The sequence below is a fragment of the Streptomyces sp. NPDC045956 genome, assembly GCF_056430705.1.
Window position 1 is genome coordinate 342,711 of sequence record NZ_JBWKKZ010000009.1, and the last position, 14,638, is coordinate 357,348.

13 protein-coding genes are annotated in these 14,638 nt (G+C 71.5%); 7 read left to right on the plus strand and 6 right to left on the minus strand.

Annotated elements, in window-relative coordinates; all coding sequences use genetic code 11:
- Window positions 1–21: 21 nt before the first annotated feature.
- Window positions 22–1,452 (minus strand): endo-1,4-beta-xylanase, encoded by a 1,431-nt coding sequence (locus tag AC07FV_RS24925; RefSeq protein WP_479089457.1) that lies wholly within the window; start codon window positions 1,450–1,452, stop codon window positions 22–24.
- A gap of 351 nt (window positions 1,453–1,803) precedes the next feature.
- On the opposite strand from AC07FV_RS24925, the gene AC07FV_RS24930 reads away from it, so the two are divergent.
- Entirely contained in the window at window positions 1,804–3,228 is a 1,425-nt protein-coding gene (locus tag AC07FV_RS24930) for a non-reducing end alpha-L-arabinofuranosidase family hydrolase (RefSeq protein ID WP_479089458.1), read from the plus strand.
- Between the two features lie 61 nt (window positions 3,229–3,289).
- Here AC07FV_RS24930 and AC07FV_RS24935 read toward each other — a convergent pair whose 3' ends face one another.
- The 3 genes from AC07FV_RS24935 to AC07FV_RS24945 form a co-directional block, all read right to left on the minus strand.
- A complete protein-coding gene (locus AC07FV_RS24935) occupies window positions 3,290–3,565 on the minus strand; it encodes a DUF3253 domain-containing protein (protein ID WP_479089459.1) in 276 nt (91 codons plus the stop codon).
- Window positions 3,566–3,675: 110 nt separating this feature from the next.
- A complete protein-coding gene (locus tag AC07FV_RS24940) occupies window positions 3,676–4,650 on the minus strand; it encodes a glycosyl hydrolase (RefSeq protein WP_479089460.1) in 975 nt (324 codons plus the stop codon).
- A 202-nt stretch (window positions 4,651–4,852) separates the two neighbouring features.
- Entirely contained in the window at window positions 4,853–5,563 is a 711-nt protein-coding gene (locus tag AC07FV_RS24945) for a GNAT family N-acetyltransferase (RefSeq protein WP_479089461.1), read from the minus strand.
- Between the two features lie 777 nt (window positions 5,564–6,340).
- On the opposite strand from AC07FV_RS24945, the gene AC07FV_RS24950 reads away from it, so the two are divergent.
- Window positions 6,341–7,504: an IS701 family transposase gene (locus AC07FV_RS24950; RefSeq protein ID WP_479089462.1), complete on the plus strand. Its 1,164-nt coding sequence runs from the start codon at window positions 6,341–6,343 to the stop codon at window positions 7,502–7,504.
- 233 nt (window positions 7,505–7,737) lie between these two features.
- On the opposite strand, the gene AC07FV_RS24955 is transcribed toward AC07FV_RS24950, so the two are convergent.
- Window positions 7,738–8,358: a dTDP-4-dehydrorhamnose 3,5-epimerase family protein gene (locus AC07FV_RS24955; RefSeq protein WP_479089463.1), complete on the minus strand. Its 621-nt coding sequence runs from the start codon at window positions 8,356–8,358 to the stop codon at window positions 7,738–7,740.
- A 49-nt stretch (window positions 8,359–8,407) separates the two neighbouring features.
- Window positions 8,408–9,625, minus strand: a complete 1,218-nt coding sequence (locus tag AC07FV_RS24960; protein ID WP_479089464.1) for a macrolide family glycosyltransferase — start codon at window positions 9,623–9,625, stop codon at window positions 8,408–8,410.
- Window positions 9,626–9,875: 250 nt separating this feature from the next.
- Here AC07FV_RS24960 and AC07FV_RS24965 point away from each other — a divergent pair, with 250 nt between their 5' ends.
- From AC07FV_RS24965 to AC07FV_RS24985, 5 genes are all read left to right on the plus strand, one after another.
- Window positions 9,876–10,742 (plus strand): 3-hydroxyacyl-CoA dehydrogenase family protein, encoded by an 867-nt coding sequence (locus tag AC07FV_RS24965; protein WP_479089465.1) that lies wholly within the window; start codon window positions 9,876–9,878, stop codon window positions 10,740–10,742.
- Entirely contained in the window at window positions 10,739–11,050 is a 312-nt protein-coding gene (locus tag AC07FV_RS24970; RefSeq protein ID WP_479089466.1) for an acyl carrier protein, read from the plus strand. The genes AC07FV_RS24965 and AC07FV_RS24970 overlap by 4 nt, the downstream gene beginning before the upstream one ends.
- Window positions 11,043–12,164, plus strand: a complete 1,122-nt coding sequence (locus AC07FV_RS24975; RefSeq protein WP_479089467.1) for an acyl-CoA dehydrogenase family protein — start codon at window positions 11,043–11,045, stop codon at window positions 12,162–12,164. Before AC07FV_RS24970 ends, AC07FV_RS24975 begins: the two co-directional genes overlap by 8 nt.
- An 89-nt stretch (window positions 12,165–12,253) precedes the next feature.
- Window positions 12,254–13,369 carry an HAD-IIIC family phosphatase gene (locus AC07FV_RS24980; protein ID WP_479089468.1) on the plus strand — a complete coding sequence of 372 codons (1,116 nt, stop codon included), beginning with the start codon at window positions 12,254–12,256 and terminating at the stop codon, window positions 13,367–13,369.
- Window positions 13,366–14,598, plus strand: a complete 1,233-nt coding sequence (locus AC07FV_RS24985) for a class I SAM-dependent methyltransferase (protein WP_479089469.1) — start codon at window positions 13,366–13,368, stop codon at window positions 14,596–14,598. The genes AC07FV_RS24980 and AC07FV_RS24985 overlap by 4 nt, the downstream gene beginning before the upstream one ends.
- The last annotated feature ends 40 nt before the right edge of the window (window positions 14,599–14,638 follow it).

Sequence of the window (14,638 nt, forward strand, 5' to 3'; positions counted from 1 at the left end):
CCGTCATCGTGGCGGCACCCGTCAGGTGCGGGTCCAGCGCTGGTTGCTGCCGTTCGAGCAGGAGTAGAGCTGGATCAGGGTGCCGTTCGCGGTGCCGGTCCCCACGGCGTCGAGGCAGCGGCCGGACTGGACGCCGACGATGGATCCGTCGGAGTTGAGGCGCCACTTCTGGTTGTCGCCGCCCCAGCAGCTGTAGACCTGCACCTTCACGCCGTTGCCGGTGCCGGCGGCGTCCAGGCACTTGTTGCCCTGGATCCGCAGCTCGCCCGCGTCGGTGTAGGTCCACTGCTGGCCGGTGCCGCTGTTGCAGTCCCACAGGCGCAGCTGAGTGCCGTCGGTGGTGCTCGGCGCGTCCAGGCAGCGGCCGGAACCGACGCCCTTGATCTGCCCGGAGCCGGTGGGGGGCTCGGGCGTGGTGGAACCGCCGTTGAGAGCGTTGAGCACGGCGGTGTAGGCGGGCTTCTTGCTGCCATCGCCGTTGAACAGCAGCGGCGTCTGCTCCGCTCGCCAGGAGTCGGTGTCGCGCACCCCCCAGACGGTGATGCCGAGGCAGCGCGGGACGGCCAGGCAGTCGTTGGTCACGTTGGCGTAGGTCGAGGCCGACGCGCCCTGGATGTCGAGCTCGGTGACGGCGACGTCGACACCGAGGGCGGCGAAGTTCTGCAGCGTGGTGCGGAAGTTGGCGTTGTAGGGGCTGCCGCTGTTGAAGTGCGCCTGGAAGCCGACACAGTCGATCGGCACGCCCCGCTGCTTGAAGTCCCGGACCATCGCGTACATCGCCTGGGTCTTGGCCCAGGTCCAGTCCTCGACGTTGTAGTCGTTGTAGCAGAGCTTGGCCGCCGGGTCGGCGGCCCGCGCGGTGCGGAAGGCGACCTCGATCCAGTCGTTGCCGGAGCGTTGCAGGTTGGAGTCCCGCCGGGCCCCCGAACTGCCGTCGGCGAACGCCTCGTTCACGACGTCCCACTGGGCGATCTTGCCCTTGTAGTGGGCCATCACGCCGTTGATGTGGTCGATCATCGCCTGGCGCAGTGCGCTGCCGCTGAGGCTCTGCATCCAGCCGGGCTGCTGGGAGTGCCAGGCCAGGGTGTGGCCGCGCACCTGCTTGCCGTTCTGGACCGCCCAGTTGTAGACGCGGTCGGCGGCGGCGAAGTTGAACTGCCCCCGCTGCGGTTCGGTGGCGTCGATCTTCATCTCGTTCTCGGCCGTCACCGAGTTGAACTCGCGGTTCGCGATCGTCGTGTACGTCGAGTCGTTCAGCTTGCCCGAGGCGATGGCGGTACCGAAGTAGCGGCCGCTCTGCGCCGCCGCGGCGCCGAGCGTGCTCTCGGCGGCGTGTGCGGTCGACGGTGCGACCAGCGCGGTGGCGACACCGAGGATGCCGACGAGCACCGCCAGCAGCAGGCCGCGGATCTGTCGGCGGATGCCGGGTCTGGGGAGGGCGTAGGAGCCCATCACTGTGCCTCCAAGGTCGAAATCACGGAAGGACTGAAGCGCAGGATTAGACGTTGACCGTGCATCGTCAATACCTGGCGCAGAAAATGTTTCTGTTCTTTGTTCGAAACTTTCGAAGCGTCCTGGCTTCGGGCATGCCTCTGCTTTCGCGCTCGACAGAGGGCTCGGGGGAGCGGGCCGATGACGTTTTGTCACTCGAATCGGCTTGAATGTTTCGGTTTTGCAAGCGATAGCTGCGAGGGGGGTTGACGCCCTTCGTCCGCTCTCTAGCATTCAGCCTGCTCGATATTCCGGATCTCGTTCGACATGTCGAACGTGCCGCATCGTCCCCTCACGGTGGAGGAAGTCCCCATGCGCAGAGTAAGTCCCACCCGCGGGCGCCCGTCCGCGCTGATCGCCGCGGTGGTCGCCGCCGTCGCGGTGCTGGCGGCGCTGCTCGTCGTCACCCCGGCACAGGCGGCCGCCACCGGAGCCCTGCGGGGTGTCGGTTCGGGCCGGTGCCTCGATGTGCTGGGCGGCGCCCAGACCGACGGCACGTACGTGCAGGTGTACGACTGCTGGGGCGGGGCCAACCAGCAGTGGACGCTGACGGACAGCCGGCAGCTGACCGTGTACGGCGACAAGTGCCTGGACGTTCCGGGTCACTCCACGGCGCCCGGCACGCGGGTGCAGATCTGGAGCTGTTCCGGCGGTGCGAACCAGCAGTGGCGGGTGAACACGGACGGCACGGTCGTCGGCGTGGAGTCCGGGCTGTGCCTGGAGGCCGCGGACGCCGGCACGGCCAACGGCACGGCGGTCCGGATCGGGACGTGCGGCGGTGGCGCCGGCCAGCAGTGGTCCGGGTTGACCGCGACGCCGCCGACCGACGGCGCGTGCCCCCTGCCGTCGACGTACCGGTGGAACTCGACGGGCGTACTGGCGCAGCCGGCGAACGGATGGGCGGCGGTCAAGGACTTCACCGCCGTGACCCACAACGGCAAGCGCCTGGTCTACGCGTCCAACGTGTCGGGGTCGTCCTACGGCTCGATGATGTTCGACCCCTTCACGAACTGGTCGGACATGGCGTCGGCCGGCCAGCGGGGGATGAGCCAGGCCGCGGTGGCACCGACGCTGTTCTACTTCGCGCCCAAGAACATCTGGGTGCTGGCCTACCAGTGGGGTGCGTCGCCCTTCGTCTACCGCACGTCGAGCAACCCCACGAACCCCAACGGCTGGTCCGCCCCGCAGCCGCTGTTCACCGGGAGCATCTCCGGCTCCGACACCGGCCCGATCGACCAGACCCTGATCGCCGACGGGCAGAACATGTATCTGTTCTTCGCCGGGGACAACGGCAAGATCTACCGGGCGAGCATGCCGATCGGGAACTTCCCGGGCAACTTCGGCTCCTCGTACACGACGATCATGAGTGACACCAAGGCCAACCTGTTCGAGGGTGTACAGGTCTACAAGGTCCAGGGCCAGAACCAGTACCTCATGATCGTCGAGGCGATGGGCGCGAACGGCCGCTACTTCCGGTCCTTCACGTCCTCCAGCCTGAGCGGCTCGTGGACCCCGCAGGCCGCGAGCGAGAGCAACCCCTTCGCCGGCAAGGCCAACAGCGGGGCCACCTGGACCAACGACATCAGCCACGGTGACCTGGTCCGCGACAACCCCGACCAGACCATGACCATCGACCCCTGCAACCTGCAGCTCCTCTACCAGGGCAAGTCCCCGACCGCGGGCGGGCCCTACGACCAGCTGCCGTGGCGGCCGGGCGTGCTCACCCTGCGGCGCTGACCTCCCGGCACCGGCCGGCGCGGACGCCCGTCCCGGGCGTCCGCGCCTTCGGGCAGGGCCGCTAGGAACCCGCCCGGCGGATGCGTACGGGCCCGCGGGCCTCGCTCTCCTCGACGGGCCGGCCGGCCTGCGTCACCTCGACCTCGCCGGCCGCGACCAGTCGCCAGGCCGCCCGGCGGGCGGGCTCCATCAGGGCTCGCCAGCCGTCGTCGTCACCCTCGTGGACCCGGCGCGCGGCGTCGGACGGACAGATGGAGGCCGTGGCCGCCCGTTGCTCCAGCAGGTCCCTGATGGCCTGCTCCAGCCGCTGGTCGAGCCGGCGATCCGTCTCCGTCACGCTTTCCAGTGTGCACCGGGCGCGGCGCCCCGGCTCCCGCACCCCGGGCCGGCCCCCGTGTGGGGGCCGGCCCGGGGTGCGGGTCAGTGCAGGGGAGGGTCAGGGGAGGGTCAGGGGAGGGTGACCTCGCCCTGGTTCAGCACACGGGGGTGGAAATACGCCGCCTGTATTTCGGCGTTGGAATTGTTCCCGCGCAGATGCTCGGACCACATCATGAACCATGCCCACCGCGTCTGGCTGTCCAGCAGTGCGGCGGTCGGCATTTTACCCAGCTCCGCGAGCGCCATGGGTTTTGTTCCCGCGATGCTCCGCATCTGCTGGTAGTCGGCGGAACTCGGGTGGTTCTTGTACCAGACGTCCAGGGAGACTACATCCACGTACTGGTCTCCCGGATAGTAGCCGCTCCAGTTTCCCGCCGGATTGTCCTGGACGTTCCAGACCCAGATCAGATTGTCCAGTCCCTTCGTCCCGGCGAGGTAGTCGCGGGTGATCTGGTAGAGGCGCGCGCTGCCGTTGGCGCCGGGCCGGTTCCCCCACCAGTTCCAGGCCTCGTTCATCTCGTGCAGCGGCCGGAAGAGGACCGGGACGCCCGCGTTCTCCAGCTGCTGGAGGTACGGGACGACCTCGTCGAGGCGCCGCTTCCAGGCGTTGTTCAGGGCGCTGCCCTGCGTCAGGACCTGCGCGAACTGGGCGTTGGTCAGGTTGGACTTGACGCCGCCCTCGAACGCGCAGGTGCTGGGGCCGGTCGGCGGACAGACGTGCCAGGTGAGCGAGACCAGGGAGCCGTTCGCCCACTCCGTCCTGGCCTGGTCGACGACGCGCTGGCGGCCGGCCACGTCCGCCGCGGCGAACATCAGGTCACCGCCCCACAGTCCGGGGTACTGCCCGGTGACGTCCTTGACCTGCTGGGTGTACTGACCCGGGGCGGAAGCGGGTTCCTTGTTGTGCTGTCCGGAAACGATGTGATTTCCGGAAAGGGAGCGGAGGTGGTTCAGTACCGTCTGCTTCGGGGTCGGGGGAAATGCTTGCGCGGATTTTGCGGCCGGTCCGAGAAGGAGGGTCGCGGCGACGGTCGCGAAAGCCATGGCGAGGCGTGCGGAATTCCGAATTGCTCTCATGGGCGTCCAAGCTCTTGGGGGTGAACTTGATATGTGCCGCCAATGTGGCCGCTGCGCCGGGGCGCGTCAATGGTCTGTCGTCCTTGGCAATGCGTCCGCGTAATTCTTTACTTAACTTTTCCTAAACACTGTCGCGAAGGTGGCGTCTTGTCCCGGATGTGCGCGACGGTCAGGGGGTGCGGAAGCCTCGGAAGGTCACCTGCCGGCGGGTCCGGAAGCCCAGGCGCTCGTACAGCGCGATCGCTCCGGTGTTGGTCTCGGCGACATGCAGGAAGGGACGCTCGCCGCGCGCCACGATGCGTGCGGCGAGCGCGCCGACCAGCCGGGCGGCGTGTCCGCGCCCTCGTGCTTCGGGAGCGGTGCAGACCGCGCTGATCTCGGTCCAGCCCGGGGGCCGCAGGCGCTCGCCCGCCATGGCGACCAGCGTGTCCCCGGCCCGGACGCCGAGGTAGGTGCCGAGTTCGTGGGTGCGGGCCCGGAAGGGGCCCGGCTCGGTCCGGGCGACGAGGTCGAGCATCTCGGGCACGTCGCCCGCGCCCAGCTCGACCACTTTCGTGCCGGGCTCGTCGTGGGCATGGGCACGGCCGGGGTGGCCGGCGTCGGGGAGGACCAACTGGCGCCCCCGGAGGGTGAAGACCGGTTCCCAGCCGGGCGGTGGGACCGCCGGGGCGCTGAACAGGTCGGCGAAGGCGCCCGGACCGAGCAGTCCGGCGAGGTCGGCCCAGTCCTCGGGGCCCGGGTCGGCGGGCACGGCGGAGAAGGTCGCCACGTCCGCGACGTAGGTGGCGGCCCGGCCGAGCCGACGGGCGAGATGTGCGTGCCGGCCGCCGAGCGAGCGGCCGACGGGGTCGTCGAGAGCTGCTTCGTCCTCGGTCTTCATCGTGCTGCTCCTGATCCCCATCGTGCTCTTCCCCCCCCCGCCTGACGCGGCGGCCGGACGGTCGCGGGTCGGGCGCGGCGACCGCGCACGTCCTCCCGTAGGTTCTCAGAGTCACCGGCCCTCCGGCCGCCCGCACGGCGGCCGGGCAGTACGAGGGGCGGGCGGGGGCCCGCTCCCGGCCCTCGTCCAGGGCTGCGAGCGCCGCGCAGGTCATGAACGACCGCGTAGAAGTCGGTGGCCATGCCGGGAATCTTGTGCTGGAGGGCCTGGAGCACTGGAGCACTGGAGCACCAACAAGGGCTGCCCGCCGGCCACCTTCCGCGTCCGGGTGCGGTCCAGGGGCAGTGCGCGGGCGCGGCGGGTGGCGCCCGGGACGGTGGTCGCGACGGCGTGCCCGTCAAGAGGGCGTCGGCCCACACGGTCGAACAGGCGGGGCGGTGGTCGGGCGGGACCGGGGCGGGGGTCGGCGTGCGCGGCGTGACGTCTTTCTGACGGTCCGTCACCCAGAAGGGTCGCGCGACGGCGGGACCGTCACGAACCGTGTCCTGCTGATCGCACCCTGTGGTGAGTTGTGGTGCCCCGACACCCCCGCCGGGGTGTGTGCGGTGGGATTCCCCCCACCTCGCCGAGCCGTGGCAGTGCTCCGCGCGCGGGTCGTGGCACCCAGGGAGCGAAGCGGAACGAGTGTGCCCGGTGTACCTGGGGCAGGACGGGGTGCATTGGCGATGCTGGTCGCAGTCCACTCGCAGCAATGACGAGGCCCCCACGAGGACTCCTATGACCTTACGCACGCTTCGACCCGCCGGTGCGGCGCCCCCCACGGGCCCCGCCGCGGGGCACACCTTCGACTCGCTCGTCTCCGACGCATGTGCGGAGTTACTCGGTTCGCTCCGCCGCGCGGACCAGCGCAGAAGGGGGGAGCAGTACATCCGCGGACTGCTCACCGCCCAGGGACGCAAGACCGCCCGGAACCTGGCCGCCTTCGTCGGAGAAGGCGCGGCGGAACAGAGCCTGCACCACTTCGTCGCCGGATCGACCTGGGACTGGGGTGAGGTGCGGGCCGCGCTGGCCCGCTACGTGGACGACCGGCTGACCCCCGACGCCTGGGTGATCGCGCCGATGGTGGTCTCCAAGGCGGGAGTGCGTTCCGTCGGGGTGAGCCGGCGCTTCGTGTCCGACCTGGGCCGGGTGGTGAGCTGCCAGCGGAGTCACGGACTCTGGCTGGCCTCGGGCCGGACGGCCGCCCCGGTCAGCTGGCGTCTGACGCTGGGCGGCGCCCGGAGCGGGGAGGGCACTGCCCGGCACCCGGGCGCACCCGGTGAGGAGGAGAACATCGTCCGCCTGGTGGCCGAAGCCGCCCAGGCCAACCGCGCCTTGGCACGCCCCGTGGTGATGGACGCACGCGCGGCCGTGCTGCCACGCCTGGTGCGAGGGCTCAGTCTCGCGGGCCTGCCCTTCATGGTGCGGGTGGGCGGGAACCTCCCGCTCGCGTCGGCGAGCGGCCGCGGCCCGGTGGACCACCACACGGGGGCCACCTCGGCCCAGCAGTTGATGGAGCAGCTGAAACGGCTGAGCCGCCCCGTGGAGTGGCGGGGCTCCGTCAGTCTCGTCGTCCCGCACCCCGTCGTGCTGCCGGGCGTGGTCCCGAGGCGGACCCTGGTGCTGATGGGGGTGTGGCGGGGCAACCGGCGGCGCCCGGCCGACCTGTGGCTGACCGACCTCACATCCTGGGACCGCGGCGCCCTGCTGCGGCTGGCGATGCTCACCGAACAGGTCGACGCCGACTTCGACCGGGTGAGCGTGGGCGTGGGCATGCGCGACTTCGAGGGACGGTCGTTCCAGGGCTGGCACCGGCACGTGACGCTGGCGTCCATCGCCCACACCCTGAGGCTCGCGCAGCCCTCCGCGCGCGGCGACCTCGGTGAGGCGACGGCGGTGTGACCCCGCCCGTCGCGGCCGGCCGGGAAAGCGTGCCGGTCGCGACGGGGGAGGAGTGCCCGGCACGGACGGCCGCCGAAATCGCCCGCCCGCTTTCACCGTTCACGAGGAACCGTTCACGAGGAACCGTTCACGACGAACCGCGGTACGGGAAAGAACGGAAAGGGCCGCACCCAAGAGATGCGGCCCTTTCCGCCCGCCGGAGGCGAGTCACCCCGCCCGGCGGGAAATCGCGTTCAGATTTCCGTGCGCTCACCAGCGGCGGGCACGGACCTGCGCACCCGTAAGCAGTCCTCGTAGGTGGGCAGAATTCCCGCGGAAGCGGCCGCCCGCAAGGACGGCGCCGCCGCGTCCCTGGCGGAGCGGACGGGTTTCCCGGTCAGTTCCCAGGGCAGGCCGAGTTCCGGGTCCAGCGCGTCGACGTCGATGACCATGCCCGGGACGTACTCCTCGGTGCACAGGTAGTTCATGCAGGTGTCGTCCGCGAGGGCCACGTAGCCCAGGCCGATGCCGTCCGGCAGGTAGAGGGCCGTGCCCGCCCCGGCGTCCTGCCGCACCGCCTCGTACCGCCCGAAGCCCGGCGACCCCACCCGCATGTCGACCACCATGGTCAGCACCGCCCCCCGCACACAGGTGAGGATCTTGGCCTGGCCCGGTGGCAGGGTGGTGGCGTGGAGACCGCGCAGCACGTTGCGCCCGGAGACGGTGCAGTGGACCTGCCGTATCTCCACCGCGTGCCCGACGGCGGCCTCCAGCGGGCCGCGGCGCAGCGCCTCGTAGAACCGGCCCCGGTGGTCCGGCAGCGGTTGCGGGTCGATGCGGAAGACGTCGGGCACTGCTGTCTCGGTGATGAGCATGGAGCGATCCCGCCGGTCGGTAGGTGGACGCGTGTCGGACGCGGGCGCTTCAGCCCACCCGGGGCAGCAGCCCCTCGATCGCGTCGGCCGCCGCGGGCGCCCCGCCGGCCGCCGTGATCTGCTCGCGCAGCCTCCGCAGGTTCCCCGGTACGGCGGGGTCCGCCAGCACCCGGCGTACCGTGGCGCGCAGGGACTCGGCCGTCAGCTCCGAGTTCAGCAGCTGGGCACCGACGCCCAGTTCGACGATCCGCCGCGCGGTGGCCCGGGGCTCCGGCATCACCGGGATCGCCACCACCGGCACACCGTGCGAGAACACCTCCATGGCGGTGCTCATCCCCCCGTGGTTCACCACCACCGCCGTGTGCGGCAGGAAATCGCGCAGCGACACGAAGTCGGTCGCCCGGACGTTGCCGGGCAGCGGACCCAGGTCGGCCGCCGGTACCCCGCCGCCCAGCACCAGGAGCACGTTCCACGGCTCGTCGCCGAACGCCTCCAGACAGGTGCGGAAGAATTCCGGCCGGTCGTTGTACAGGGTTCCGAGACTCACCAGCACCAGCGGCCGGCCGTCCCCGTCCCCCGGACTCCACTCGCCGTGGAACGCGGTGCGGGGCGGGCAGGGGCCGACGAAGTGGTGCTGCTCGTCGAAGGTCTCGCCCGCGTACTGGAAGGAGCGGGGCATGTACAGCAGGGCCGGCCCGCCGTGCAGGACCCCGGTGAAGCCGGCCAGGTCGTGCTCGACGCCCTGCTCCTCCAGCAGCCGCTCGATCCGCGCGAGCAGCTTGTGCAGCTCGGGATCGTCCGGTGGCTCGGCCGAGTCGACCGGCGGATGCAGCGACCAGTGCTCGTTGGCGGCGTAGGTCGGGGTGCTGCGGATGACCGGGATGCCCCACCGGTCCGCCAGCAGCCGCCCCGTCCACAGCGACGACGGGTCGTTGACGACGACGTCGGGACGGTTCCCGGCGAAGTGCCGCTCCAGCGGTTCCATGGTCTGCGCCGTCATGTCCAGCAGCCACTCCAGGACCCGTGTGAACTCGTCCTCGTCCGTGTACTCGTCCGCGTCCTGCCGAGGCACCATCTGGTCCAGGAACCGCTGCCGGTCCACCGGATACGTGACCACCTCGGCGCCGATCAGCCGGGCCCGCTCGGCCAGGTCCTCGGAGAGCGCGAACGTCACCCGGTGGCCGCGCGCGACCAGTTCCTCGGCGACGCCCAGGGTCGGATTCACATGCCCGGCAACCGGAAGGATGAAGAAAGCGATATGAGCCACGTGAAACCCTTCATGCGTCGAGGTCCTTCGAACCGCGGGCCCTTGGCGGACGTCGGAGCCCATTCCGCCGTGCGTTCACCGGGCGCACTTTAGGGAGGGAACTCCGCGGCGGACAAGGCCGAGATGACATAGCCTCCGCCGGGCCCCGCCCCGTTTCCTAGGTGACAAAGTCACGGCCGGGTGATGGAGCGCGGAAGCGATTCGGGACAGCATTTCGCACAGCCGCCGCCCCCGGGATTCTGGAGGATCCGTGCCCGATTCCAAGGAAGATTCCCCGCTCGTCGTACTCGGCGCGGGCGTCATGGGCACGGCCATCACGGCACTCGCCGTCGGACACGGTCACCCGGTCACCCTGGTCGACACCTCCCCGCAGGCGCGCGCGTCCGCCGCCGACGCGGTCGCGCTGCACCTGCGGACGGCCCGGCTGATGGGCGCGCTGCCCCACGACCGCCCGCCCGGCGAGCTGACCGTCGAGGAGACGCCGGCCGCCGTCGCCGGCGCGACCGCCGTGATCGAGGCCGTCACCGAGGACCCCAAGAGGAAGGCCGAGCTGCTGGCGGACCTGGCCTCCGCGGCGCGCCCCGGGACGCTGCTCGTCAGCAACACCTCGGGCGTCCCCATCGACGAACTGGCCGACGCCGTACCCCGGCCCGAGGACCTGGTCGGCGTGCACTTCATGAACCCCGCGTACGTGATCCCCACGGTCGAGGTGGTCCTCGGCCCGCGCAGCTCGGAGGCGGCCGCCCGGGCGACCCGGGAGCTGCTGGCCGGACTGGGCCGCCGCGGCATCGTCGTCGGTGACGGCCCCGGCTTCGTCACCAGCCGCCTGCTGCACCGGATGCTGAACGACGCCATCGCGGTCGTGCACGAGGGCCGGGCCACCCCGGAGACCGTGGACGCGCTGATGCGCGACTGCATCGGCCACCGCACCGGCCCCCTGGCCACGGCCGACCTGATCGGCCTGGACAACCTGGCCGACTCACTGCGGGTGATGCACGAACGGACCGGCGACCCGGCGCTCCGCCCGAGCGAACTGCTGCTGGACAAGGTCCGGCAGGGCCTGCTCGGCCGCAAGAGCGGCCGGGGATTCTACGACTACCAGGAGGCCACGCGATGACCACGACGTCCGGTCGGCCGGACCCCACCGGCACCACCCCCACCGCCGACGAGGTCGCCGAGGATCTGCTCGCCTTCCTCACCGACCGCACCAGGACCACCTGGGAGCGCGACCAGGACCTGTTCGCCGTCGGCGGGATGTCCTCGCTGTTCGCCATGCAGCTCGTCGTGCACCTGGAGAAGACCTACTCCGTCGTCATCAGCGGCGCCGACCTGATGCTGGACAACTTCCGCACCGTCGACGCGATGGTCCGGCTGGTCGGACGGCTGACCGCGCCCGGCGAGGCGACCGGGCACGCGGGTGGCTGACACCTCCCACGCCGACGGCACCGAGGCCGAGGACCTGTTCACCGCCCTGGTCGGCGACCGGGCGGGCGACTGGGACCGCGCGGGCGAGCTGCCCCTCGGCCTGCTCCGCGACCTAGGCTCCCGTGGCCTGCTGTGCGCACAGGCGCCCGCGGTCCACGGCGGCCTCGGCTGGACCAGCCGGCGCAACGGCGAACTCACCGCACACGTCGGCGCCCTGTGCAGCTCGCTGCGGAGCGTCATGACCTCGCAGGGCATGGCCGCCTGGACCCTGCGCCGGCTCGCCGGAGCGGCCCAACAGGCCTGCCTGGTGCCCCGGTTGGCCGGCGGCGAGCTGGCCGCCGTGGCGTTCACCGAGGCCGGCGCCGGCAGCGACCTGTCCGCCCTGCGGACCCGCATCACCACCGACGGCGACGAGATCGTCGTCGACGGGGTCAAGGTGTGGGCGACCAACGCCGCCTACGCGGACCTGCTGGTGGTCTTCGGCCGCACGGAGCGGGGCGCCGGTGCCGTGGTGGTGCCCGCCTCGGCCCCGGGGGTCCGCGTCGAGCGCATCACCGACGCGCACGGCTGCCGCGCCGCCGGACACGCCGACATCCACCTGGACGGGGTCCGGCTGCCGGCCGACGCCCTGCTCCAGGGCCACGACCGCACCCCCGCCCTGCTGGTCACCACCGCCCTGGCCTACGGCCGGATGTCGGTCGCCTGGGGCTCCCTGGGCATCCTGCGCGGCTGCCTGGCCGCCGCCGCGCGGCACGCCGGCGGACGCGAGCAGTTCGGCACCCGGCTCTCGGACCACCAGCTCGTCGCCCGGCACCTCGCCGAGCTGTTCGTCGCCGAACAGCACGCCACCCGGGCCTGTGAGCACGCCAGCGCCCAGTGGGACGAGGGCAGCCCCGAGATGGTGGTCGCCGCCGTCCTGGCCAAGCACGTCGCCGCCACCGGCGCCGCCCGCGGGGCCGAACGGGCCTTGCAGGTACTGGCGTCGGCCGGGGCGCGGGACGGACACGTCGTCGCCCGGGCGCACCGCGACGCCAAGCTCATGGAGATCATCGAGGGCAGCAACGAGATCTGCGAACTGATCCTGGCCCGGCACGTGATGTCCGCCGCCGGGTGAACCGGCCCGCGTCGCCGCCGGCCGCGAGCCGAGTACGCCCGGCCGGGGAGTCGCGGTCCGCGACCGCCGTAGCGAGAGAAGGGAACGACGTGCACCGGGACAACGCCGCCGGGCAACCGGTCAAATGCCTGGTCTGGGACCTGGACAACACCCTCTGGCAGGGCACCATCCTCGAGGAGGACGAGGTCCGGCTCGCCCCGGAGGTCCTGCGGACCATCACCGAGCTGGACGCGCGCGGCATCCTCCAGGCCGTGGCCAGCAAGAACGACCACGACCACGCCTGGGCGAAGCTGGAACAGCTCGGCGTCGCCGAGTACTTCGTGCTCCCGCGGATCGGCTGGCGCCCGAAGTCGAAGTCGGTCCGCGAGATAGCCGACCGGCTGAACTTCGCGCCGGCCACCGTCGCCTTCATCGACGACCAGCCCTTCGAACGGGCCGAGGTCAACCACGAACTACCGGAGGTCCGCACCTACGCCGCCGAGCAGGCGACCCTGCTGACCGGCCTCCCGGAGTTCAGCCCCGGCACCGTCACCGTCGACTCGACCCGCCGCCGCTCCATGTACCAGGCGTCCTTCCGCCGGGACGCCGAACGCTCCGACTTCACCGGCCCCGACGCGGACTTCCTGCGCTCGCTCGACATCCGGATGCGGATCAGCCGCGCCACCCCCCTGGAACTCTCCCGGGTCGAGGAACTCACCCTGCGCACCAGCCAGATGAACGCCACCGGAGTGCACTACTCCGAGGACGAGCTGCGCGCCCTCATCGACGACCCCGACCACGAGGTGCTGGTCACCACCATGACCGACCGCTTCGGCCCCTACGGCGCGGTCGGCGTCGTCCTGCTGCGGCGCGGCCCCGAGGCCTGGCGGATCAAGCTGCTGGCCACCTCGTGCCGGGTGGTGTCCGTCGGCGCCGGCACGGTGCTCCTGCACTGGCTGACGGACCAGGCGCACCGGGCCGGGGTGCACCTCGGCGCCGACTTCCGTGCCACCGAACGCAACCGGATGATGGAAGTGGCCTACCGCTTCGCCGGTTTCACCGACGATCCCTGCCCGTGCCAGGACGCCTCCGCCGCCGCCGGCGCGATCGGCCGCCTGCACCTGGTGCCGTCCCCCCGGCCCGCCCCCGACACCCTCCGTCTGGAGGCTCCCGACCTGGCCCCGGACCGGCGGCGCCCCGCCCAGGATCCCGAAAGGACCCCATGATCGCCACCGCGTGCCGCGTCTGCGGCAACAAGGAGCTGCTGTCCGTACTCGACCTGGGCGAACAGGCGCTCACCGGGGTGTTCCCGGCCACCCGCGACCAGGTCGTCCCGTCCGTGCCGCTGGAACTCGTCGTGTGCTCACCGGCCGGCTGCGGCCTCGTCCAACTGCGCCACACCCCCGACCCGGACCTCATGTACGGGGAGGGCTACGGCTACCGCTCGGGCATCCGGCCCTTCATGGTCGACCACCTGCACGGCAAGGTCGCCGCCGTCCGCCGGCTGGTGGACCTGGGCCCGGACGACCTGGTCCTCGACATCGGCTCCAACGACGCCACGCTGCTCAAGGGCTACCCCGCCGACGGCCCCCAGCTGGTCGGCATCGACCCGACCGGCGGCAAGTTCCGCGACCTCTACCCGCCGAACGCCGAGCTGATCGTCGACTACTTCACCCGCGCGACCTTCGAGAACCGCTTCGGGACGCGCCGCGCGAAGGTCGTCACCTCGATCGCCATGTTCTACGACCTGCCGGACCCGCTGCGCTTCATGAGCGACGTCCGCGACGTCCTCACCGAGGACGGCGTCTGGATGATGGAGCAGAGCTATCTGCCCGCGATGCTCGAAGCCGACGCGTACGACGTCGTCTGCCACGAGCACCTGGAGTACTACGCGCTCCGCCAGATCGAGTGGATGGCCGACCGCGTCGGCCTCACCGTCATCAGTGCCGAGCCGACCGACGTGTACGGCGGCAGCCTGTGCGTCGTCCTCGCCAGGACCGGCTCCCCGCACCCGAGGGACGAGGCCGGCCTGGCCCGCGTCCGGGCCGCCGAGGCCGCCGCGGGACTGGACAGCACGGCGCCCTTCGAGGCCTTCGCCCGCCGCGTCACCGACCAGCGGGACGCCCTGCGCGGCTTCCTCGACCGCTCCCGCGAGGAGGGCCGGCTGACCCTCGGTTACGGCGCCTCCACCAAGGGCAACGTCATCCTCCAGTACTGCGGGATCACCGAGCGGGACCTGCCCTGCATCGGCGAGGTCAGCGAGGAGAAGGCGGGGCGCTTCACCCCCGGGACGGGCATCCCGATCGTGTCCGAGCAGGACGCCAAGGCGCAGAAGCCGGACCAGCTGCTGGTCCTGCCCTGGATCTACCGGGACGGGTTCGTCGAACGGGAACGGGAGTACCTCGACGGCGGCGGCCGGCTCGTCTTCCCGCTGCCCGCGCTCGACGTCGTGTGACCGGCGGCATCGGCCGGCGCGACGTCGGCCGATGCGCCCC